Origin of the sequence: Polaromonas sp. CG_9.5 (assembly GCF_035984465.1) — a bacterium.
In the GTDB taxonomy this organism is placed as follows: domain Bacteria; phylum Pseudomonadota; class Gammaproteobacteria; order Burkholderiales; family Burkholderiaceae_C; genus Polaromonas.
This window is the reverse complement of record NZ_JAXCHR010000027.1, coordinates 1-22,108: the sequence shown is the minus strand read 5'-3', so window position 1 is coordinate 22,108 and position 22,108 is coordinate 1. Positions and strand designations below refer to the sequence as shown.

24 protein-coding genes and 1 riboswitch are annotated in these 22,108 nt (G+C 63.7%); of the genes, 11 read left to right on the top strand and 13 right to left on the bottom strand.

The window, feature by feature from the left end:
- Window positions 1-224: 224 nt before the first annotated feature.
- The 5 genes from RCH06_RS15900 to RCH06_RS15880 all read right to left on the bottom strand — a co-directional run bounded on the left by RCH06_RS15900 (window position 225) and on the right by RCH06_RS15880 (window position 3,702).
- Window positions 225-1,568 carry a dicarboxylate/amino acid:cation symporter gene (locus tag RCH06_RS15900; RefSeq protein WP_327082439.1) on the bottom strand — a complete coding sequence of 448 codons (1,344 nt, stop codon included), beginning with the start codon at window positions 1,566-1,568 and terminating at the stop codon, window positions 225-227.
- A 13-nt stretch (window positions 1,569-1,581) separates the two neighbouring features.
- Window positions 1,582-1,713, bottom strand: coding sequence for a hypothetical protein (locus RCH06_RS15895; protein WP_327082438.1), 132 nt, complete (start codon window positions 1,711-1,713; stop codon window positions 1,582-1,584).
- A gap of 568 nt (window positions 1,714-2,281) precedes the next feature.
- Window positions 2,282-3,127: a transglutaminase-like domain-containing protein gene (locus RCH06_RS15890; RefSeq protein ID WP_327082437.1), complete on the bottom strand. Its 846-nt coding sequence runs from the start codon at window positions 3,125-3,127 to the stop codon at window positions 2,282-2,284.
- Window positions 3,128-3,213: 86 nt separating this feature from the next.
- Window positions 3,214-3,516: a hypothetical protein gene (locus tag RCH06_RS15885; protein ID WP_327082436.1), complete on the bottom strand. Its 303-nt coding sequence runs from the start codon at window positions 3,514-3,516 to the stop codon at window positions 3,214-3,216.
- On the bottom strand, window positions 3,517-3,702 hold the full coding sequence (locus RCH06_RS15880; protein WP_327082435.1) for a DUF1328 domain-containing protein: 186 nt from the start codon (window positions 3,700-3,702) through the stop codon (window positions 3,517-3,519). It lies immediately after the preceding gene.
- Window positions 3,703-4,129: 427 nt separating this feature from the next.
- On the opposite strand from RCH06_RS15880, the gene RCH06_RS15875 reads away from it, so the two are divergent.
- The 3 genes from RCH06_RS15875 to creC all read left to right on the top strand — a co-directional run bounded on the left by RCH06_RS15875 (window position 4,130) and on the right by creC (window position 7,561).
- Window positions 4,130-5,239 (top strand): alkene reductase, encoded by a 1,110-nt coding sequence (locus RCH06_RS15875; protein WP_327082434.1) that lies wholly within the window; start codon window positions 4,130-4,132, stop codon window positions 5,237-5,239.
- Between the two features lie 65 nt (window positions 5,240-5,304).
- Window positions 5,305-6,063 (top strand): two-component system response regulator CreB, encoded by a 759-nt coding sequence (gene creB, locus RCH06_RS15870; protein WP_327082433.1) that lies wholly within the window; start codon window positions 5,305-5,307, stop codon window positions 6,061-6,063.
- A gap of 55 nt (window positions 6,064-6,118) precedes the next feature.
- On the top strand, window positions 6,119-7,561 hold the full coding sequence (gene creC / locus RCH06_RS15865) for a two-component system sensor histidine kinase CreC (protein ID WP_327082432.1): 1,443 nt from the start codon (window positions 6,119-6,121) through the stop codon (window positions 7,559-7,561).
- A gap of 43 nt (window positions 7,562-7,604) precedes the next feature.
- On the opposite strand, the gene RCH06_RS15860 is transcribed toward creC, so the two are convergent.
- Window positions 7,605-8,039, bottom strand: a complete 435-nt coding sequence (locus tag RCH06_RS15860) for a hypothetical protein (protein ID WP_327082431.1) — start codon at window positions 8,037-8,039, stop codon at window positions 7,605-7,607.
- Between the two features lie 47 nt (window positions 8,040-8,086).
- Window positions 8,087-8,239, bottom strand: coding sequence for a hypothetical protein (locus RCH06_RS15855; RefSeq protein WP_327082430.1), 153 nt, complete (start codon window positions 8,237-8,239; stop codon window positions 8,087-8,089).
- Window positions 8,240-8,464: 225 nt separating this feature from the next.
- On the opposite strand from RCH06_RS15855, the gene RCH06_RS15850 reads away from it, so the two are divergent.
- The 7 genes from RCH06_RS15850 to RCH06_RS15820 all read left to right on the top strand — a co-directional run bounded on the left by RCH06_RS15850 (window position 8,465) and on the right by RCH06_RS15820 (window position 15,334).
- Entirely contained in the window at window positions 8,465-10,222 is a 1,758-nt protein-coding gene (locus RCH06_RS15850; RefSeq protein WP_327082429.1) for a VIT and vWA domain-containing protein, read from the top strand.
- The gene (gene xrtQ / locus RCH06_RS15845) at window positions 10,200-11,114 is read left to right on the top strand and encodes an exosortase Q (RefSeq protein ID WP_327082428.1); all 915 of its coding nucleotides are present in this window, start codon (window positions 10,200-10,202) and stop codon (window positions 11,112-11,114) included. Before RCH06_RS15850 ends, xrtQ begins: the two co-directional genes overlap by 23 nt.
- Window positions 11,107-11,655: a hypothetical protein gene (locus RCH06_RS15840; protein WP_327082427.1), complete on the top strand. Its 549-nt coding sequence runs from the start codon at window positions 11,107-11,109 to the stop codon at window positions 11,653-11,655. The genes xrtQ and RCH06_RS15840 overlap by 8 nt, the downstream gene beginning before the upstream one ends.
- Window positions 11,622-12,431, top strand: coding sequence for a hypothetical protein (locus tag RCH06_RS15835; RefSeq protein WP_327082426.1), 810 nt, complete (start codon window positions 11,622-11,624; stop codon window positions 12,429-12,431). The genes RCH06_RS15840 and RCH06_RS15835 overlap by 34 nt, the downstream gene beginning before the upstream one ends.
- The gene (locus tag RCH06_RS15830; RefSeq protein WP_327082449.1) at window positions 12,316-12,960 is read left to right on the top strand and encodes a biosynthetic peptidoglycan transglycosylase; all 645 of its coding nucleotides are present in this window, start codon (window positions 12,316-12,318) and stop codon (window positions 12,958-12,960) included. Before RCH06_RS15835 ends, RCH06_RS15830 begins: the two co-directional genes overlap by 116 nt.
- A 104-nt stretch (window positions 12,961-13,064) precedes the next feature.
- Window positions 13,065-14,039: an ABC transporter ATP-binding protein gene (locus tag RCH06_RS15825; protein WP_327082425.1), complete on the top strand. Its 975-nt coding sequence runs from the start codon at window positions 13,065-13,067 to the stop codon at window positions 14,037-14,039.
- On the top strand, window positions 14,036-15,334 hold the full coding sequence (locus RCH06_RS15820) for a hypothetical protein (protein WP_327082424.1): 1,299 nt from the start codon (window positions 14,036-14,038) through the stop codon (window positions 15,332-15,334). The genes RCH06_RS15825 and RCH06_RS15820 overlap by 4 nt, the downstream gene beginning before the upstream one ends.
- Here RCH06_RS15820 and thiE read toward each other — a convergent pair.
- The 6 genes from thiE to RCH06_RS15790 form a co-directional block, all read right to left on the bottom strand.
- The gene (gene thiE, locus RCH06_RS15815) at window positions 15,331-15,999 is read right to left on the bottom strand and encodes a thiamine phosphate synthase (protein WP_327082423.1); all 669 of its coding nucleotides are present in this window, start codon (window positions 15,997-15,999) and stop codon (window positions 15,331-15,333) included. The two genes, RCH06_RS15820 and thiE, sit on opposite strands and share 4 nt — an antisense overlap.
- A gap of 131 nt (window positions 16,000-16,130) precedes the next feature.
- Entirely contained in the window at window positions 16,131-16,937 is an 807-nt protein-coding gene (locus tag RCH06_RS15810; protein ID WP_327082448.1) for a thiazole synthase, read from the bottom strand.
- Window positions 16,938-16,951: 14 nt separating this feature from the next.
- Window positions 16,952-17,161, bottom strand: a complete 210-nt coding sequence (thiS, locus tag RCH06_RS15805) for a sulfur carrier protein ThiS (RefSeq protein ID WP_327082422.1) — start codon at window positions 17,159-17,161, stop codon at window positions 16,952-16,954.
- A complete protein-coding gene (gene thiO, locus RCH06_RS15800) occupies window positions 17,158-18,231 on the bottom strand; it encodes a glycine oxidase ThiO (protein ID WP_327082421.1) in 1,074 nt (357 codons plus the stop codon). The genes thiS and thiO overlap by 4 nt, the downstream gene beginning before the upstream one ends.
- A 270-nt stretch (window positions 18,232-18,501) precedes the next feature.
- Window positions 18,502-20,430, bottom strand: a complete 1,929-nt coding sequence (gene thiC, locus RCH06_RS15795; RefSeq protein ID WP_327082420.1) for a phosphomethylpyrimidine synthase ThiC — start codon at window positions 20,428-20,430, stop codon at window positions 18,502-18,504.
- A 90-nt stretch (window positions 20,431-20,520) separates the two neighbouring features.
- Window positions 20,521-20,635: riboswitch (TPP riboswitch) on the bottom strand.
- A 60-nt stretch (window positions 20,636-20,695) separates the two neighbouring features.
- Entirely contained in the window at window positions 20,696-21,346 is a 651-nt protein-coding gene (locus tag RCH06_RS15790) for a hypothetical protein (RefSeq protein WP_327082419.1), read from the bottom strand.
- A gap of 173 nt (window positions 21,347-21,519) precedes the next feature.
- Between RCH06_RS15790 and RCH06_RS15785 the strand changes: the two genes are divergently transcribed.
- Complete coding sequence (locus tag RCH06_RS15785; protein ID WP_327082418.1) at window positions 21,520-22,077, top strand: Spy/CpxP family protein refolding chaperone; 558 nt, start codon at window positions 21,520-21,522, stop codon at window positions 22,075-22,077.
- Window positions 22,078-22,108: the final 31 nt, after the last annotated feature.

Sequence of the window (22,108 nt, the reverse complement as noted above, 5' to 3'; positions counted from 1 at the left end):
GCATCGGCCCGGCTAAAGCAAAGGGGTCAAGTCAGGCGGGGCGTCCAGAAACCTGTCCACACCTCGGACGAGGATTTGGACAGGGCGAACAGGGATAAAAAGCGGGGGAGTGGGAACAGGAATCAGAAAGGAATGACGGTCAGCGCCAAGCGCAGGGCAGGCTGCAGCGCGCCGTGTTGAGCGGGCGCGCCAGCCTGTGCGGCGCGCCCGGAATCAAGCTTGTCTCAGAGCGCCGTGCCGACAGGCATGTGCGTCACTTTGGCGTCGAGCACGGCTTCGGGCTCGTCCGCTTCGGCATCGGTTTCCTGGTTCAGGTGCCGGTGCATGCGCTCTACGTCCAGGTCGCCCGTCCACTTCGCCACCACCAGCGTGGCGACGCCGTTGCCGATCAGGTTGGTCAGTGCGCGCGCTTCGGACATGAAACGATCAATGCCCAAAATCAAGGCCAGACCGGCCACCGGCACCGCGCCAACCGCCGACAGCGTGGCCGCCAGCACGATAAAGCCGCTGCCGGTCACGCCCGCTGCGCCTTTTGAGGTCAGCAGCAGCACCAGCAGCAGCGTGATTTGCTGCATGAGCGTCATCGGCGTGTTGGTCGCCTGGGCAATGAAAATCGCCGCCATCGTCAGGTAAATCGACGTGCCGTCCAGGTTGAACGAATAGCCGGTAGGAATCACCAGACCGACCACCGATTTCTTGGCGCCCAGGTTTTCCATCTTGACCATCATGCGCGGCAGTGCCGCTTCGCTGGACGACGTGCCCAGCACGATCAGCAGCTCTTCCTTGATGTACTTGATGAACTTCCAGATCGAAAAGCCATGAAAACGCGCAATGCTGCCCAGCACCACAAAGATGAAAAACAGGCAGGTCATGTAGAAGGTCGCCATCAGCGCGCCCAGCGACACCAGCGACGCCACACCGTACTTGCCGATGGTGAACGCCATCGCGCCAAACGCACCGATAGGCGCCACTTTCATGATGTAGCCGACGATGGAGAACAGCACATGCGAGAACTTCTCGATGAAGTCAAACACCAGCGTGCCGCGTCCGCCAAACTTGTGCAGCGCAAAGCCAAACATCACCGCAATCAGCAGCACCTGCAAGATTTCGCCTTTGGCAAACGCATCCACCACCGTGCTCGGAATGATGTTGAGCAAAAAGTCAGTGGTGCTCGTCATCTTGCCGGGGCCGGTGTAGGCGGCAATGCTCTTGACATCAAGCGTGCTGGCGTCGATGTTCATGCCGGTGCCCGGATGCACCAGGTTGATGATGACCAGCCCGATGATCAGCGCCAGGCTGCTGACGACTTCAAAGTAAAGCAGCGCCAGGCCGCCGGTCTTGCCGACCTTTTTCATGTCTTCCATGCCGGCAATGCCGACCACCACCGTACAGAAAATGATGGGCGCAATGATCATCTTGATCAGCTTGATGAAGCCGTCGCCCAGCGGCTTCATGGCCGTGCCGGTCTCGGGGTAAAAGTGCCCGAGCAGCACGCCAATCACGATGGCCGTGATGACCTGGAAATAAAGCGAGCGGTAAAACGGCTTGTGGGTGGAATTTTTTTCCATGGATGTCTCCTGTTCAGGCGATGAAGTGAGGGGTAAAGCGGGCCGCCAACGCCCGGCGGGGCAGGCGCGCGGTAGCCGGGTTCATCGCCAGGTTGGGCAAAGGGGTGTTTTCCAGCGGGCTGGGGTTCAGGTTTTTTGGGGTCATGCATGTCTCCTTTTTGGGTCTTGTGCCCTGTTGCCCGACTGGTTTCGGACTGCGATAGATATAGCAAGCCCGATGCCAGCGTAAAGACGCCCGAAAAACGAATGCAAGTTCTTGATTTATAAAGACTTTTTTTGCCGGGTGGTCGAGCGCCAGGCTGAGACTCCGTAATGGCCGCAGGCCGGACATCCGGGCCGCCATACGCAGACATTAGTGAAAACCCTTAGTTCACTTTGCGATGCAGCGCGAACCCCGGACGCCCGGGCCGCAAAGCCGGGGCCGCCGAATCCATGTGGAAAGGAAAAGGGAATCGTGTGGATGCGGCGCAGCGCCAGCGGGATGCAGCCAAGCCAGCCCGCAATATCCCTGCGAGTGGTACGCAGGCAGCGCAAGCGTTGCGCCAGGCCCGCGAGTGCGCAAAAACCGCTGGCCAGCAGTTATGCCCCGGCCAGCTGGTATCAAAAGCCAGGTTTATGAACCAAAACAGCCACTGGCGCAATCAGTACGTGCGTTAGCAGCTATTTTATTTATAGCAAAATGGCAGGCATTCAACCGGGTGCCTGCGCCAATGTCAAACCTCGGTGGCCTGCGTTGTCGGCGCTGCGTCGGTGGCCGGGCTTTCAGCCGGCACATCGCCCTCGTCCACGGTGATGGCCATGCGCCGCAAGGATATGTTGCCAAAAATGGTGGCGAACGCCACATCTTTCGCGTCGCGGCCGCTGCCGATACGCACCAGCCGGTCGATGGGTGCCGAGCGGGTGCCGTCAAACAGAACCCAGCGGCCCTCCAGCCAGGCTTCAAACAGCGCATGAAAATCCTGCGGCGGTTCCTCAAAATGCACATACCCCACCACCAGCCGCGCCGGAATATTCAGCGCGCGGCACAGCGTAATGCCCAGGTGCGCAAAGTCGCGGCAAACGCCGACGCGCTGCACAAACACATCCTGCGCCGTGGTGGTTGACTTGGTGAAGCCGGGGGCGTATTCAATCGACTCGTAAATCCAGTCTTCAATTGCCTTGACGCGCTGCAGGCCGGGCGGCAACTTGCCAAACAGCTGCTGCGCTACCCGGCTCAAGGAATCGGATTCGCAGTAACGGCTGGGCATCAGGTAATGCAGCACCTCGTCGGGCACGGCAGTGACGGGCGTTTCGTCCAGGTGCAAGGGAACGTGCACGGCATTGAGCTGCACGCGGGCGTGGTAGTTAACGGTCAACACGCCCTTGGGCGCGTCCAGCCGGAAAAAACGGTTGCCGCTGCGCTCGTCATGAAAATTGCGCACCTTCGTGCTGGGCGTGATGGTCAGACGCTCTTCCTGAACCTCTTGCCCGGCGTGAAAGGCCGCTTCGATGTTGAAAAGAAAATGTGACGGGCTGTTGACCTCGTACTCCAGCTGACAATCAACAAGGGAAGTGTGCATAAAAGAAAACCGTTTTGAATTGAAGGAAATCGCAGTGAAAAAAGCGCGACGCGAGCCCTTTGAAAAGCCGGGCCGGAGTCAGCCGTTTATTCGCGCCGGCGGGCGGCGTGTTGCGAAGAATCAGACGCATTGAACCAGTGTTTGCAGGTTACCAGCACCACGTTCACAGCATGCGCCAGTATGCCGGGCGAGCCTGCAGAGCGCCGCGCCCGTATCCGGAACACCAGTAAAAACTCTGCAATGCGGGCCGGAAATCCGGGACGCCGTTCCTGCGCCAGGGCGGGCAAACCTGCTTTGCGTGGCTGCGGTGCCGGTGGCAAGCCGCCCAGCAAGCGCTGCTTGATGCGCGTCACGGCCCTGGATGGCGATGCCGAATCAGGGGTTTTCATTTATTTCATTATTTTCTTGGCCGCACCTACACCGAGGGCCGCCAGCACGATAAAAATCACCGCCAAAATCAGGAACAGCCCGAACAATATTTTGGCAATTCCAGCCGACCCCGCCGCCACGCCGGTAAAGCCCAAGGCACCCGCAATCAGTGAAATCACGGCAAAAATAATTGCATATTTAATCATTTTGTCTCCCTGCAAGGGTCAGTGTGCTGGCGATAAGCGCGTTGGCCGCCGTCCATGCCAGCGCACAATTCATGCGGCGTGGTTGCATGGTAAGAAACTGGCGCGATTTGTCAAATAAGCACCGCTCGTAGCACCCTGTAGGACAAGATGCCTTCATGCCCTTGTTTTGCTCTGTATTTAATAGCTGCACGAAGCCGACACCATTGCGCATAAAGGCTTTTTTCCAGACAGCGCCAGCCCGCATCGGCCTGCGAAAAAGTCGCTATTCATGATATCTGCCAGACTGTGCCGCTACCATGTCGGGCAAGGCGGTCCAAGTCGGCTTCAGACCGTGCCGGACAACCCGACGCGCGCAGCGGGCGGCTTTGCGTCACCGCGCCAGCCCCTTGCAACGCAGATTTTTTACCCCCTGATTCAGGAGATTTCAATGTCCTCTTTATTCGATTCCGTGCAGATCGGCGACCTGCTGCTGGCCAACCGCATCGTGATGGCCCCGCTGACGCGCAACCGCGCGCCCGATGCCATTCCCACGCCGCTGATGGCCGAATACTATGCCCAGCGTGCCACGGCGGGTCTGTTGATTACCGAAGCCACCGCCATCAGCGCCCAGGCGCAGGGCTATGCCGACGTGCCCGGCCTGTACGGCACCGAGCAGCTCGACGGCTGGAAGCGCGTGACCGCAGCCGCGCATGACGAGGGCGGAAAAATCGTGGTGCAACTCTGGCACGTGGGCCGCGTTTCGCATTGCGATTTGCAACCCGAAGGTGGCCAGCCGGTCGCGCCTTCAGCCATCACCGCCAAGACCAAGACGGTGCTGATGCGGGACGGCGTGCCGACCTTCGTGGCTACGTCCGAGCCGCGCGCGCTTGACGCTGGCGAGCTGCCCGAAATCGTGCACACCTACCGGGCGGCAGCGCTGAATGCAGTAGACACCGCCGGTTTTGACGGCGTGGAAATTCATGGTGCCAACGGCTATTTGCTTGACCAGTTTTTGAAGGACGGCTCCAACCAGCGCACCGACGACTACGGCGGCGCCATCAAGAACCGCGCCCGCCTGATGCTGGAAGTGACGCGCGCCATCGTGGACGCGATTGGCGGCGGCCGCACCGGTATCCGGCTGTCGCCCGTGACGCCCGCCAACGACGCCTTCGACAGCGACCCGCAGCCGCTGTTCGAGTACGTCGTCAAGCAGCTCGCCAAGCTGAATTTGGCCTATGTCCACCTCATCGTCGGTGCCACCGGCGGCCCGCGCGAGCTGCCCGAGCGCCCGTTCGACTACGCAGCGCTGAAGGCCGCCTACCGCACGGCGGGCGGCAAGGGGGCCTGGATGGTCAACAACGGCTACGACAAAGCCAGCGCCGAGCAGGCGCTGGAGGACGGCGCTGACCTGGTCGCCTTTGGCAAGCCGTTCATCGCCAACCCGGATCTGGTCAAGCGGCTGCGCCTGGATGCGCCGCTCAACGAGCCCGACAAAGCCACCTTCTACGGCGGCGGCGCAGAAGGCTACACCGACTATCCGGCGCTATCGAATAAATAGCTGGCAGCGCACGCCGCCATTGCGCAAGGCAGCTTTTTTACTTAATTTTTCACCAGAAACCATCCGTGTCCCTTCTTCTGCACAAACCGCGCATCCTGGTAGTTGAAGACGAGTCCGGCATTGCCGACACGCTGCAGTACGTGCTGGCCACCGACGGGTTTACGCCGGTCTGGTGCAGCACGGCCCAGCAGGCGCTGCAGGCGTTTTCTGCCGAGCTGCCGGCACTGGTTATTTTGGACATTGGCCTGCCCGACCTGAATGGTTTTGAGCTGTTCAAGCGCCTGCAGGCGCTGCCCGGCGGTGCCGGCGTGCCGATGCTGTTTTTGACCGCGCGCAGCGACGAGATTGACCGCGTGGTCGGGCTGGAGCTGGGCGCAGACGACTACATCGCCAAGCCGTTTTCACCCCGCGAACTGGTCGCCCGCGTGCGCGCCATCCTGCGCCGCAGCGAGCGCCCGCCTGCTGATTTGCAAAGCCCTCCCACTGCGTCGCCTGCTCCGCCAACCGCGCTGCCCGCTACGCCTTTTGCGCTGGACGAAGAGCGCCGCCATATCCGTTTTTATGGCCGCGTGCTCGAACTCTCGCGCTATGAATACGGCATCTTGCGGCTGCTGCTGTGCCGGCCCGGACGCGTGTTCAGCCGCGACGAATTGCTTGACCAGGTCTGGCAAGACGGCAGCGGCAGCATCGACCGCACCGTCGATGCCCACATCAAAACCCTGCGCGCCAAACTCAAGGCCGTTGCACCGCACGCCGAGCCGATCCGCACCTCGCGCGGTTCGGGCTATGCGCTGAGCGAAGACCTGCCGGCACAACTGCCTTGACTGCTTTGAACGCCCGCCCCGGCGCGGCCCCAAAGCGAGCCGCTGCGCGCACCACATGAGCAAGCGCAACCGCATCTTCATCGGCATCTTGCTGATTTATGCGATGGGCATTGGCTTCATGCTGTACCGCGTGGTGGCCGACATTGACCCGCGCTACCGCGAGTCGGCTGAAGAATCTCTGGTGGAAACCTCGCAACTACTGGCCGGCCTGGTGGCGCAGGACGTGCAGGACGGCGTGATCGACACGCGCCGGCTGGTGCCGCTGTTCAAGACGCTGTATGCGCGCCAGTTTCATGCGCAGATTTACTCCGTCAGCAAAACCCGTTTTGAGATGCGCGCCTACGTCACCGACCGCGACGGCAAGGTGCTGTTTGACACGCTGGGCAAATCCGCAGGCAGCGACTTTTCGCAGTGGCGCGACGTGCGTCTGACGCTGCAAGGCCAGTACGGCGCGCGCTCGACCCGCGATGTAGAAAGCGACCCCGCCAGCTCGGTCATGTACGTGGCCGCGCCGATTTACGCGGACGGCCAGATCATCGGCGTTGCCACCATCGGCAAACCCGTGACCAGTTTTGGCCAGTTTGTCTCGGCAGCGCGCAAAAAAACGCTGTATGCCGGCCTGGTCTGGGCGTTCGGGCTGCTGATGCTGGCGGTGATTGTTTCGGTCTGGCTGGTGCGGCCTTTTGGCCTGACCGCCGACTACGTGCGCTACGTGCGCGCCCACGGCTGGCGCAGCCTGCCCCGGCTCGGGCGGCGTGCGCTGGGCGTGATTGGCGCGGCGTACAAAGACATGCGCGACACGTTGGGTGGGCGCAACTACGTGGCCGATTACGTGCAGACGCTGACGCACGAGGTCAAAAGCCCGCTGTCGGCCATTCGCGGCGCGGCTGAATTGCTGCAAGAGCCTGACATGCCGCAAGCCGAACGCGAGCGCTTTTTGTCCAACATCACCCGCGAGGCCGGACGCATCCAGGAAATGGTTGACCGCATGATGGAGCTGACCGCGCTGGAAACCCTGCGCTCGCTGGCGCGGGTCGAACCGGTGGCGCTCAAGCCGCTGCTTGAAGAGCTGGCCAGCGCCGCCCGCAGCGCCGCCGGGTCGCGCAGCATTCGCGTCGAAGTCGATGTGCAGGACGGCCAGGGTGCGGTGGTGGAAGGCGATGCATTTTTGCTGCGCCGCGCCCTGAGCAACCTGCTCGACAACGCCATCGATTTTTCGCCCGAAGGCGGCTGCGTGCGCATGTCGCTGCAGCGCACCGCCCGCACCGTGCGCGTGCAGGTGCAAGACAGCGGCCCCGGCATTCCGGACTATGCGCAAGAAAAAGTGTTTGAAAAGTTCTACTCGCTGGCCCGGCCGCATTCGCACAAGAAAAGCACCGGACTGGGCCTGGCCTTCGTCAAGGAAATTGCGTCGCTGCACCAGGGCCGCATCAGCTTGAGCAATGCGCCAGAGGGCGGTGCGCTGGCGGTTTTTTCACTGCCGCGCGCGGGGTTGTAAGGCTGCTAGAGGCATCCATTTTTCAGATACCGGCAGGTCATGGTCAGACCGCTGCGCGTGCCTGGCGCGAATAGTGCCACTGCAACAAAAGTGAGCAGACCCAAGGAAGCACCATGAACTCCAGCGCGGTGATCCAGACAATCCATTTGCCCAGCGCAATGAACCAGACCATGCCCTGCGAGATGTAGGGCAGCAGCGGGTTGGCAGCAATGTCCGCTGCCATTCTTGTCAGCATGACGGTCGCGGGGATTGCGAAACACAACACCAGAATCAAGGAAGTCAGCGCCACGCCGGCGCTGCTCAGCGCGCCCAAACGGGCGGCCAGCAGCAGGGCCAATGGCGTCGCAAAGAAGGGCGCGCCCCACACCCCGAGCACCACGGTGTCACCGCCTATCAAGAGGTTCAGCACCCAGCCGACCAGAAAAACCAGCCCGGCGTAGGCCATGGCAAAAACAACATACGGAACAAAGCGCTTCATGGGTTCTCCAGCGGCGGGGGTGGAAGGTCAAGGGTGGCAAAGCTGATTCACTGCGATGACACGCCAAGAAAAAAATGGGCATCACCCGCGCACCTTGGAAAAGCCGCAGCGCGCAGGCTTTTTACTATAAAAATAGTAGCTGATAAAGCAGGCAGGCTGTGCGCAAGCGGCACTTTTAATTGATTTTTGGGTGTCGTCATGCGCTAACGCAGTGATTTTTCCGTCATGTGAGTCGAACGACTGATTCCTGCCTGCCTAGATAACCCAAAGCCCGATTCTGCGGCACTGCCACGCTACCCCCCGTACAACCCAGCCTTCACACCGACTTCACACAAGCTTCCCGAAAGCTTCAAACCGGCTTCTCTGGCGCTGGCGATGCTTGGGGCCATGCACTCTTGCATGTCTGCCCAGAAAGAACCGCCATCATGGAGTCCACCCTTTTCCGCCCAGCCGTCAGCGCGCGCTGGCTCTGGAGCACCACCGCCACGCTGTCCGCCCTTTGCTTCATCACGCTGGCGCTGCATCCGGCGCAGGCGCAAGACCTGGACGCGCCCCGGCTCAAGACCGAAAGCCCGTATTTTTTCGTCAAAAGCAGCGAGCCCGGCGTAGACCAGTTGCCGCTCAAGTCAACGCAGGTGGAGGTGCGCGTCTCGGGCGTGATTGCCGATGTCACCGTGACCCAGCGCTACAAGAACGAAGGCCAGCGCGCCATTGAAGCGCGCTACGTGTTTCCGGGCTCGACCCGCGCTGCCGTTTACGGCATGAACGTGCGGCTGGCAGACCGGCTGATTACGGCCAATATCCGCGAAAAGCAGCAGGCCCGCATTGCCTACGAAAACGCCAAAAAAGAAGGCAAGACCGCCGCCTTGCTGGAGCAGCAGTTGCCCAATGTGTTCGAGATGAATGTCGCCAACATCCTGCCCGGCGACGACATCCAGGTCGAGCTGCGCTACACCGAGTTGCTGGTGCCGCAGTCGGGCAATTACCAGTTTGTTTTTCCCACTGTGGTCGGGCCGCGCTACAACAGCGCGCAATCAAGCCAGGCCCGCGCCGGCTGGGTCAGCCAGCCTTGCCTGGGCGCGGGCGAAGCCTCGGCCACGGCGTTTGACATCAAAGTGGCGCTGGCCACGCCGATTGGCCTCAAAGAAGTGCATTCCGGCACCCACGCGATTGACGTAAAAATGAATGACAAAGAGCACGCTGCGGTGTCGCTGCGGCCCGGCAGCAGCAGCGGCAACAACCGCGACTTCATCCTGGATTACCGGCTGGCCGGTGACCGGATTGAGTCGGGCGTGATGCTCTATCAGGGCACGCCGGGCAGCGGCAACACGGCAAGCGGTGGCGAGAACTTTTTTCTGGCCATGATCGAGCCGCCAAAACACATTGCCGCACAAGCCATCAGCCCGCGCGAATACCTGTTTGTGGTCGATATTTCCGGCTCCATGCACGGCTTTCCTCTGGACACGGCCAAAGAATTAATGCGCGAATTACTGGGCAAATTGCGCCCCAGCGACAGCTTCAATGTGCTGCTGTTTTCGGGCAGCAACCGCATGCTCAACGCCAAATCGGTGCCCGCCACGCAGGCCAATATTGCGCAAGCCACGCGCACTATTGACGAGATGGGCGGCGGCGGCAGCACCGAGCTGATTCCGGCCTTGCAGCGCATTTATGCCGAACCCAAGGCGACCGATGTGTCGCGCACGGTGGTGGTGGTGATTGAAGGCCAGAGCGCCTCGGGCCCTTACCGCAACGCGGTGCCGGTTGCCATCAACACAGGCCAGAACACGGCGGCGCTGCGCTACCTGTGGGCGCGCCACCGCATTGCCAGCCTGTCAGACCAGGAAGCGCTGGAAGGCGGCGATGTGTACCGCCAGCGCATCACCGAACTCGGGCTGAACTACAACTTGCTGACGCAATACACCAGCTTTCTGGCGGTGGACGAAGTGGTGCGCAACGCCCAGCCGCAGGGCGCTGCCGGCGTGAACCAGCCTTCGCCGCTGCCGCAGGGCGTGAGCAACCTGGCCATTGGCGAGATCACCGCCGGTGCCCAGGTGCCCGCCACACCCGAGCCGGCCACCTGGGGCGCGGTGTTCATGGTGCTGTCGGTGCTGGCCTTGCTGGCGCGCCGTGCGCGGCGGCAGGCCCGCCGTCAGCGCCCCCATGCAGCCCGCTTTACCGCCTGAAGCCATGCCGCAAACCTGCCCCATGCGCCGCGCAAACCCTGCACACCCCCCGCGCCCGGTGGCCAGCGCGCCCGGCGGGAGTCGCTGGAGCCAGACACTGGACGCGCTGCCCGCCGGGCTCTGGCTGGCGCTGCTGGCGGCCGCGCTGTGGCCGGTCTGGCGCTGGATGGGCCAGCGTGCGCTGGACCGCTCGGACGACCCGCTGGGCCTGCTGGCGCTGGCGGCGCTCGGCGCGCTGGCAGCCCGTCACCGGCGCCAGCTGCGCACTGCGCCACGGCTGGGCTGGTTTGCGCTGGCACTGGCGGGCGCGGTAGTTTGCACGGCGGCGCAGGGCGTGCTGCCGGCGCTGCTGGTGGCTTTGCTCGGGTTGCTGGCGCTGGCCGCCGCACTGGCCGCGTTTTTGCCGGCTGCAGTCGCCAGCGCGCCGCTGCTGGGGTTGCCGGTGCTGGCGCTGCCGCTGCTGGCGTCGCTGCAGTTTTACGCCGGTTTTCCGCTGCGGGTGGTGACTGCCGAAGTCAGCAGCTGGTTGCTGCGCGCAGCAGGCTATACGGTCGAGCGGCTGGGGGCCAGTTTGCAAATCAACGGCCAGCTGGTGATAGTGGATGCGCCGTGCTCGGGCGTGCAAATGGCCTGGCTGGGTTACTTCAGCGCCTGCGCGGCCACGCTGTATCTGGGCCGGGGCAACCGCGCTTTCCTGACGCGCCTGCCCGCTGTCAGCGTGCTGGTGCTGGGCGGCAACATTGTGCGCAACAGCATTCTGGTGGCCGCGCAGGCCTCGGGCGCGCTGCTGCCCGAAGCCGTGCACGAAGGCATCGGCCTGGCCGTGTTGGCGGCGGTGTGCAGCGCCATTGCGGGGGTGATGAGCCGCCCGGAGAAAGACCGCCATGTTTAAAAACAGTTTTGCCAATCAGACCTTGCATAAAACCCTGTGGGTCGTACTGCTGCCGCTGTGCCTGCTGTGGAGCGTGGTCAGTGCTTTTCAGCAACCGGCTGCTGCACTGCCGGCACAACGCCTGTCGCCCGAATTTCCGGTGCAGTGGCAGGGCCGCCCGCTCCGTCCGCTGGCCTTGACGGCACTGGAAACGCGCTTTGCCCGGCAGTTTCCCGGCACGCTGGCACGGCTGACCGATGGCCGTCAGGTACTGGTATGGCGCAGCGTGGACCAGCCCACGCGCATGCTGCACCCGGCGGTGGACTGTTACCAGGGCCTGGGCTACCGCATTACGGCCCAGCAACTCGAACGCGACAAGCAAGGGCTGCTGTGGCGCTGTTTTGAAGCCACTAGCAGCGCAGGCGCACGCTTGCGGGTCTGCGAGCGCATTGTGGACGCCGGCGGCCAAGGCTTTACCGACACTTCGGCCTGGTACTGGGCTGCCGCACTGGGCCAGTCGAAAGGGCCGTGGCAGGCCCTGACCGTGGCGACGCCGCTGTGAACCGGCGCGCTGCCTGGCTGGCCAAGGCACTGGGCAGCTTGCTGCTGGTGGCGGCAGTCAGCGTGGGCGCGCTCTGCGCCGCAGCCTGCAGTCTGCTCGCGCCACGACCCGGTGAATGGTCTGCGCGGCTGCAGGTTGGCCCGCTGGCGCGGCCCGTCAGCGTTCCGGCGCTGGTACGGCTTGCGTCTGATTCCCGGCTGGCACCCTGGCTGGTGCGGGCTGCGCCGTGGCTGCAACCTTTGATTAAATTCGGTTACGCCGGGCCGCTGCAACTGCGCTGGCTGGCCAATAACCAGACGCTGGTGGTGCGCTGCGCGCCGTGCAGCGTGCGCGTGCCGGGCTGGGGCAGCGAAGCGCTGGCGCTCGACGACCCGCAGGTCACGCTGCACCGCCAGGGCGACCAGCTCAGCGGCAAAATTACTTCCGGGCGGCTGCAGGCGCAGTGGCAGGGCACGCTGCAGCCGAACCGCCTGCATTTGCAGCTTGAGTTGCCCATGACGCCGATTGCCGACGCCTATGCTTTGTTTGCCAGCGCCCTTCCCGAGCTGGCGCAAGCCCGCATCGCAGGCCGGTTTGCGCTGAAAGCGGCACTTGAATTGCCCGGCGGCCATTTCAGCATCACGCCGCAGGCCGCAGGCCGAAGGCTTTCAGGTGCGTGGGCTGGGCACCGAAGCCTTTGCCAATGCCCGCTCCGGCTGCAGCGCCAGCACGCCGCCTCTGGGCCGCCAAAGCTGGCTGGCCCGCGCCGTCATTGCCGCCGAAGACCAGCGTTTTGACACCCACCCCGGCTACGATCTGGCCGAACTTGCCGCAGCGCTGACCTCTGGCCCCGAGCCAGTGGCGCATGCCGGACGCGGTGCCAGCACGCTGACCCAGCAGCTGGCCAAGCTGCTCGTCACCGGTGACGCCCGCAGTCCGCTGCGCAAGTTGCGCGAGCTGCTGTATGCGGTGGAAATGGAGCAAACCCTGGGCAAGCCGCGCATCCTGCAGCTCTACCTGGCGCTTGCCCCGTGGGGGCCAGGCGTTTGCGGCGCTGAAGCCGCTGCCCGGCACTATGCAGGCCGCCACGCCGCTGCGCTCAGCCCGCTGCAAGCCGCCTGGCTGGCCGCCATGCTGCACAACCCCGGTGCCGAAGCCGCACGCTGGCGCGAAACCGGCCAGATCAACCTGCAGCGCACGCAGTGGGTGCTGCAAGGCATCCGGCCCCTGCCGCGCCGGCTGCTGACGCGCCAGCTTGCGGCGCTGGCGCGTCTGGACTGGCCTGCACCGCTGGCGCAAACCGTCAAAATATCGTGGCCGGACTGAGCCCGGCTCAAGCTTGCGCGATATAACCAGCCATCGCCCGCCGCCTGCCAAACCCATTTTTTCCACTGCCTGCTGCGCCGCGTTCATGCCACCAAGGAGATTGTTTGAACACATCCATCATTGAGGTCGTTGACCTCACTTTTGACTACCCCGGTTTCCGGGCGCTGGACCGCGTGAATTTGTCCATTGCACCCGGCACCGTGACCGCACTGGTCGGCCCCAACGGGGCCGGAAAAACCACCTTGCTGCGCTGCATTGCGGCGCTCAATATTCCGCAGTCGGGCACGGTGCGGGTGGCCGGTCTTGACGTGTACGAGTCGCCGCGCGAAGTGCATCGCCTGATGGGCTACCTGTCGGACAACTTTGGTCTGTACAGCGAATTGACGGTGGCGCAGGGGCTGGAATATGCGGCGCGTTCGCAGGGGCTGGCCACGGCTGATGTGGCCCAGGCGGTGCAAGCCACGGCGCAACGCATGGGCCTGCAGGACAAGCTCGGCAAGCTGGCCAGTACGCTGTCGCGCGGCCAGCGCCAGCGCCTGGCCATCGGGCAAGCCATCATCCATGCGCCCCGCGTGCTGCTGCTGGACGAGCCCGCCAGCGGACTTGACCCGGAGGCGCGCAGCGCGCTGGCGCAAGTCTTCAAGGCGCTGCAGGCCCAGGGCATGAGCCTGCTGGTGTCCAGCCACATCCTGGCCGAGCTGGACGAATATTCGACCCACATGCTGGCGCTGAACAATGGCCGCGTGCTGGAACACCGGGCGCTCAACCAACCGGCCAATGGTGCCAGCGACGGCCCCACTGAACGCCTGCTGCGGCTGGAATTTGCCGAGCCCGCCCAGGCGGCAGCCTCCTGGCTGCAAATGCAGCCGGGCGTACACGTCAAGCGGGCCGAGGCCCACGCCATTGAAATCGGCTTCAGCGGCAATGCAGCCGCGCAGGCCGCGCTGGTCGGTGCCTGCGCAGCGGCAGGCTACGGGCTGACCGTGATAGCGCCGATGACGGAAAACCTTCAGCAGTCTTATCTCCGCTCGCTGCAAGCCGAGCGCCATGCCGCCACAACCCGCCAGGTGACCCCATGAACCCCGAATTTCGCCGCCAGCTGTGGCTGCAGTTTTCTGCCACGCGCCTGATCGTGCTGCCCATGCTGGTGCTGGCCTGCTTTGCCGCTGCCAGCCTGAGCCAGCCCAATGATCTTCCCCAAACGCTGGCCTTGACCGGCGCGGCGTTGTTCGGATTGCTGGTGTGGGGCATGGGCACGCTGGCAGCCGGTGCCAGCGTGATTGACGAGATCACCGAGCACACCTGGGACCAGCAACGCATGAGCGCGCTGCAGCCCTGGGCCATGACCTGGGGCAAGCTGGCCGGTGCAACGTCTTACGGCTGGTATGGCGGGCTGATTTGCCTGCTGGTGGCCGTGCCCGGCGCCCTGCTGCAGGGACGTGGCAACACGGTGCTGTGGTTCGTCGTGGCGGGGGTGCTGGGCGGCGTTCTGCTGCAGGCGCTGCTGATTGCGGTGAACCTGCAACTGGCCAAAGCCGGCGGGCGCATCACACGCGGCGGCGGCGTAGCGGCGCTGGTGCTGGTGCTGCTGTGGGGCGTCGTGCCGCTCATCAGCGCCTTCAACAACGAACAAGCCACGTGGTGGGGCCAGACGTTCGGACGGCTGAACTTTATGGTGGCATCGCTGGCGCTGTTTGCCGGCTGTGCACTGGTGGCGGCCTGGCGCTCGATGGCCGAAGTGCTGGCAGTGCGGCAGTGGCCCTGGGGCTGGCCGGCCCTGGCTTGCGTGATTACGGCGTATCTGGCCGGCTTCTCGCCCGACCACCGGCTGGCGGTGTTCAGCGTCACCGGCCTGATGGTCAGCTCGGTTTTTACCTATGCGGCGCTGCTGACAGAACCGCAGCTGCGCCCGATGTGGCAGCGGGTGGCCACGCGCCTGGGCAGCAGCCAGTGGCGCGCTGGTCTGCAGCAGTTGCCGCGCTGGCCCACCACGCTGGCATTGGCGTTGCCGTTTGCCCTGCTGGCGGTGGTTTCGATGCCGCCCGAATCAGGGCCGCCGCTCCGGGTCTTGGGCAGCCCTGTCGGGTTCTTGTCGGTTGCGTGGGTGATGCTGATGGCACGGGACTGCGCGCTGGCGCTGTTTCTGGCTTTTTCACCCACCGGGCGGCGGCCCCTGCGCAGCTTTCTGGTGTTGATTCTGGTGCTGTACGGCCTGCTGCCCTGGCTGCTGCGCAGCTTTGACAGCACGCTGTTGCTGGGCCTGGTGCAGCCTTTGATGATGGGCGGCGTGCTGTCGCTGGCTTTTGCGGCGCTGCACCTGATGCTGGCGCTGGGCCTGCTGCGCTGGCGCTGGCAGACCACTGCGCCGGCTTAACTCAATGCTTGCACACTGCGCGCCATGGCCAGCCCCTGCAGCGCGGCCTGCTGCGGGTCAGCCGCCAGCGTCACCGCGCTGACCACCGCCGCGCCATCGCTGCCACCGTTCAGGCAGGCCAGAACGCCGGGCAAACGCTCCAGCGAAATGCCGCCAATCGCCACCACCGGGTACGGCGCAGCCAGCGCCGCCCATTGCTTCAATTGCACCAGGCCGACCGGCGCATACGGCATGACTTTCAGCGTCGTCGGGTAGATCGGACCAATCGCCAGATACGACGGCTGCACCGCCTTGGCGCGCGCCAGTTCGGCCGGCGTGTGCGTGCTCAGGCCCAGCCGCAGGCCGGCGCGGCGCAGCGCGTCGAGGTCGGCAGTGTCCAGGTCTTCCTGGCCCAGATGGACGCCGTAAGCACCGGCGGCCAGCGCGAGTTGCCAGTGGTCGTTGATGAACACCTGCGCGCCCGGCACTTGCTTGCCGGCGTCGACGGCAGCGAAAACTTCACGCTCGATCTCGGCAGCGGTATGGCCGGTGGCCTTGAAGCGCAATTGCACCGTGCGCACGCCCCAGTCGAGCAGGCGTTTTACCCAGGCGGCGTCATGCACCACGGGGTAGAACCCGAGAGGGCCGGTCAGGGAAGGGAAAGGCTTGGCGGAGGCAGCAGTCATGGCGGTGATTCTTTGGAGTTGTTTTATGGCGAGTCCATCGGCCACGTCAGGCGAGGCAGCTTGCGCAGTGGGTTCTTTCTTCCTCTGCCGGAAGCGCAAGAGAAAGAAAAAAGCCGTAAAGCCGGTCTGTCTCAGCCCGCATGCCAGAACGGCACGCCGACGGTCGAGGTCGAAGCCTGCGCTGCGGCTCGCTCCGGCATGGGCGTGGACTCATACGCCGCCCGACCTGCCGCCACGCCATCGGCAAACGCCCGCGCCATGCGCACCGGGTCGCCCGCCTGCGCGACGGCGGTGTTCAGCAGCACGGCGTCAAAGCCCAGTTCCATCACCTGCGCGGCGTGGGACGGGCGGCCCAGACCGGCATCGACGATCAGCACCGCATCGGGCAAACGCCGGCGCATGGTTTCCAGCGCGTAGGGGTTGAGCGGCCCGCGTCCGGTGCCAATCGGCGCGGCCCACGGCATCACCGCCGCGCAGCCCGCCGCGTGCAGGCGCTGCGCCATCACCAGGTCGTCGGTGGTGTAGGCGAACACGGCGAAGCCGTCTTTCGCCAGCGTCGTGGCGGCTTCCAGCGTGGCCACGGTGTCGGGCTGCAGTGTGTAATCGTCGCCGATGACTTCGAGCTTGATCCAGGTCGTGCCGAAAATCTCGCGCGCCATCTGCGCCAGCGTGATGGCTTCGGAGGCAGAGTGGCAACCCGCCGTGTTGGGCAGGATGTGGCAACCGAGCGCCTGGATACGCTGCCAAAAACTCGTGCCGCCGCCGGTTTCAGGCTGCAACCGGCGCAAGCCGACCGTGAGCACTTCGGTGCCGCTGGCGCGCACCGCATCGCCCAGCACCTGCGGCGACGGGTAATGCGAGGTACCGAGAAAAAACCGGCTGTTCAAAGTGGTGCCAGCGACCGTCCACGGGCTGCCGTGGGCGATAGAACTGTTCATAGGATTGCTCATGTTCAGCCTCCGGTAATCGGTGTCACCACATCGATTTTGTCGCCACCCTGCAGCGTGCGCTCGGGCCACTGCGGGCGCGGCACAAAGCCGTTGTTGATCGCACAGGCAAAGGCGTTTTTCAGCTCGTAGCCGCGTTCCAGCAGCAGACTTTGCAGCGTCGCGGCTTCGGTAGCGATGCGTTCGCCGTTCAGGGAAATTTCAAAAGTGCTCATGGTGCCTCCATACTTTCAGTGCCCAAGAGTTTATGGGCCAGTGCATCGACCACGGCCGGCGCGCACAAATAGCCATGCCGGTACAGGCCGTTGATGTGCCACACGCCGCCCCGCAGCGCCACCGCGGGCCGGTGGTCGTCCAGCGCCGGGCGCAACGCCGCCGACAATCGCAGCACCCGTGCCTCGCCAAAGGCGGGGTGCAGGCTGTACAGCGCGCTGCCCAGTTCCAGCGTCGAGCGCAGCGTGACCGGGCCAGTGTCTTCCGACTCCAGCTCGGTGGCGCCAACGACGAACTGGTGATCCGGCCGGGGCGCGACGTACAGCGCGTAGCGCGGGTGCATCAGCCGCACCGGGCGCTGCAAGGTGACGCCGGGGCATTCGACGCGCAGCACCTCGCCGCGCACGCCGCGCACGGCAGACCACTGCGGCTTGCTGCCGACGCCGCGCGCATCGACCGCCACATCAACGGCGTGCGTTGCATCGGCGCAAACGATGCGGCCTTCTTCCACCCTTTCCACCGTCTGGCTTTCATGCCACTGCCCGCCAAGCCGATCGATTTCATCAGCCAGCGCAGCCATCCACTGGTCATTGGCCAACTGGCCTTCGCTGTCGAGGAACAGGCCGCCACCAAAGCGCCCGGCCAGTGCCGGCTCCTGCTGCGCCAGCGCTGCCGCATCGAGCGTGTGGACCTGCGCGCGGCAGGACTCGGGCAGCTTGTGCTGCAGCAGCCGGGTGAAATGCGCCAGCGATGACTGGTCCGGCGCATGGGCCACCACCAGCGTGCCTTTCTGGCGAAAGTAAACCGGCTCGCCGCCGCCTTCGGCCAGCTCGTCAATCCAGCGCGGCCAGAGCACCATCGAGCGCTGGCCCAACGCAAACACGGCGTCATCCGACACAGCCAATTCAGCCAGCGGCGACAGCATCGCCGCCGCCGTCATGCTGGCGGTGTCGAGCGCATCGCGCTGGCGCGAATCAAACAAAGTGACGCGGCAACCCGCGCGCAGCAGTCGCCAGGCCAGCGTGCGGCCAGCCAGGCCGGCGCCGGCGATGCCGATGTGAAGTGTTGTCATGGTGAAAGGTGTGAATGCGCAGCGCTTCCTTCTTCCTCCCTCTCCCTCCGGGAGAGGGCTGGGGTGAGGGCCAGCGATGCGCACGAAGATGGACAAGAAAATCTGCCGATGAAAGTCACTGAATTTCAATAAAAAGTAACGCTTTCGCAATAGGGACGGGCGCAAGCAGCTATTTTTTTGATAGTAAATCCAACTATTCTCTAAGGAGCGGGGAGCCCTCACCCTAGCCCTCTCCCGGAGGGAGAGGGAATAAAGCGGAGCGGTTCAGCGTCAGGAGTAAATCTCGCTGCCGCCCTTGCGGAATTCCTCGGCCTTTTCCTCGAAGCTGCTTTCGACTTCGACCGCAATTTGCTTGATGGCAATCACGCCCGAAGCCTTCGCCAGCGTCGTCGTTTCCGGATTCAGCCGCGCAAACTCGCGCACTTCCTGCGAGATTTTCATTGAGCAAAACTTCGGTCCGCACATCGAGCAGAAATGCGCCACCTTGGCGTTTTCTTTCGGCAGCGTTTCGTCGTGGTACGCCATCGCCGTGTCGGGGTCAATCGCCAGGCGGAACTGGTCTTCCCAGCGGAACTCGAAGCGCGCTTTTGACACGGCGTTGTCCCACATCTGCGCACCCGGATAGCCCTTGGCAATGTCGCCTGCGTGGGCGGCGATTTTGTAGGCAATCAGGCCCTGCTTCACGTCGTCGCGGTTCGGCAGGCCCAGGTGTTCCTTGGGCGTCACGTAGCACAGCATCGCCGTGCCGTACCAGCCGATATTGGCCGCCCCCATGGCCGATGAAATGTGGTCGTAGCCGGGCGAGATGTCGGTGATCAAAGGGCCGAGCGTGTAGAACGGCGCTTCAAAACAGGCTTCCAGCTGCTTCTCGACGTTTTCCTTCACCAGCTGCAGCGGCACATGGCCGGGGCCTTCGATCATTACCTGCACGTCGTGTTTCCAGGCGATCTGCGTCAGCTCGCCCAGCGTGTGCAGTTCGGCGAACTGAGCTTCGTCATTCGCATCGGCAATCGAGCCAGGCCGCAAACCATCCCCGAGCGAGAAGCAGACGTCGTAGGCCTTCATGATTTCGCAAATGTCCTCGAAATGCTCGTACAGAAAGCTTTCCTTGTGATGCGACAAACACCACTTGGCCATGATGGAGCCGCCGCGCGAGACGATGCCGGTCAGGCGATTCGCCGTCAGCGGCACATAGGCCAGGCGCACGCCGGCGTGGATGGTGAAGTAATCGACGCCCTGCTCGGCCTGCTCGATCAGCGTGTCGCGAAAGATTTCCCAGGTCAGGTCTTCGGCCTTGCCGTTGACTTTTTCCAGCGCCTGGTAAATCGGCACCGTGCCGATCGGCACCGGCGAGTTGCGCAGAATCCATTCACGGGTTTCATGGATGTTCTCGCCGGTGGACAAGTCCATCACGGTGTCCGCGCCCCAGCGGATCGACCAGGCCAGCTTGTCCACTTCTTCCTCAATGCTCGACGTGACGGCCGAGTTACCGATGTTGGCATTCACCTTGATCAGGAAATTGCGGCCGATGATCATCGGCTCGGTTTCGGGGTGGTTGATGTTGTTCGGGATCACGGCGCGGCCGCGCGCCACTTCATCACGAACAAATTCGGCGGTGATGTCCTTCGGAATCGACGCGCCGAAGGAATGGCCGGTCTTGGGCACGCGCTCGGTCGCCAGGCGTTCGGCCAGCTGGGCGCGCACCAGGTTTTCACGGATGGCGATGTATTCCATCTCGGGCGTGATGATGCCCTGGCGGGCGTAATGCATTTGCGAGACATTGGCCCCGGCCTTGGCGCGGCGCGGCAGGGGCGCGTCGTTCATGCGCAGGGCTTTGAGCGCCGGGTCGTTCAGGCGTTCGCGGCCATAGGCGCTGGTGATGCCGGGCAAGGCTTCGGTGTCGCCGCGCTCGTTGATCCAGGCGGCACGCAGGGCAGTCAAACCGCGCGTGATGTCGATGGCGGCCGTCGGGTCGGTATAGATGCCGGACGAGTCGAACAGGCGCAGCGGCGGATTCGCTTCACGCCGGGTTTCACTGCCTTCGGCGACCAGCGTGTCGGTCAAGGTGACTTCGCGAAACGGCACGCGAATATCGGGCCGCGAGCCTTCGATGTAGATCTTGCGGGAACCGGGAAAAGGGGTGCGCGTGATGCGGCTGGTCAGGTCCGCTGCATCAACAGTCAAAGAAGTCTTGGCCATGGTTGTCTCCAGAAGGTAGTGGGTGCCTGCCTGGGGAGCCGGAGATGTTGCCGTGAAACCGCCGCTTGTAGCGGTGAAAACGGAGTACCGGAGCCAAAGTGCCTTGTTTCCTACGCGGGCATGATCCCGATCAGGTTCAGCGGGTCTCGCAAATTTGCGATCTCAGCCTCGGATGTAAACATCCTTGGCACCCCGACAAGCTGCGACGATTGTAAGCACAGCGGCGGGCGGCTGGCAATAGCCGATCTGTCAGCCGGCGCGCGCGTCAGCCGAAGCGGCTGGGCTGGCCGACCAGTTTTTTGGCCAGCTCGTCGAGCAGAGACGGCGTGACCTGCACCGCCGGATAGACCGTATTGAAGACGCTGAAGCCGCCCACATTGATAACGCGAAAAGCAATGCGGCCGGCGTCGTGGTCGGGCGTCAGCGTGATGAAGGCGCGCGACTCGGTCTGGTAGTCGAACACATAGGCCAGCAGCTTGTTGCTGTCGGGGTGGCGCAAGTCTTTGCGTTCATGCTGTATCTGGCCAACAGACAGGCGGTTGGTGACGCGTTCCAGGTCGGGCGGAAAGTTGACGGTGACCGTGTGGGTCGTGACCTTGCCTGTGTCGGGCAACAAATCCCAGCCGACGCCAATGTAGTCGCACACGCCGGCATTGCGCAGCATCTTGCGGCGCGCATCGCAGCGGAAATTGCGCTGCACCAGGGCAGGAAACGGCACTTTTCCGTCCAGGCTGTAGGCACCCGGCGCAGGCGGCTGGATGACATTGAGCTGCGTGCACACGTCCTGCAAATACGACTGCGCCATGCGGCAGGCCAGCTCGCAAGCCTGGGTATTGGCCACGAAGTCATGCTGCGCATCAAGCTGCAAACCCTGAAGCGCATTGGCACGGCTTTTAAGCTCTGATAAAAAACTCATGGCCCACCTGACTCCTGTTGCATCGTGAAACCAAAAGCATAGCGCAAGCGACTTGCATGCAACTTTACAAACCATCACCGCTGCGCAATGGCGGCGATACACGCGCGCACCACACTTGCCTCCAAGCTGTCGCCAATTCCTGGTGCCAGACCTTTTATCTAAAGGACACTTCCATGAAATTCGCACTCAAATCCCTCAACGGCCTGATCCTTGCCGGCCTGCTGGCCACCACTGGCGCAGCCATGGCGCAAGGCACCGACGCGGCCCCGGCAGCGCTGAAACCCGTCACGTCGGCCTCCGCGCACGGCGAACACAAGATGGGCCGCCACGACCCCGCCAAAATGCAGGCCCGCATGGCCAGGCACCAGGCAGAACTGAAAGCCAGGCTCAAGATCACACCGGCCCAGGAAGGCGCGTGGACGACCTTTACCGCATCGATGCAGCCGCCGGCCCACATGATGGGTGGCGACCGTCCGATGGCCGCCCAGCGCGCCGAACTCGACAAGCTGACCACGCCCGAGCGCATTGACAAGATGAAGGCGATGCGCACCGAGCGTATGGCCGAAATGAGTGCCCAGATGGACAAGCGCGGCGATGCTGCCAAGGCTTTTTACGCGGCCCTGACGCCCGAGCAGCAAAAGACTTTTGATGCCGAACACCGCAAGATGGTAAGCGTCCGCCCAGTACCCGTATTGAAATTCAAGACTCAGTCTGGTGGAGCCACTGGTTGATTTCGGCCACGTCGAATGCGGCAGGGTCAAA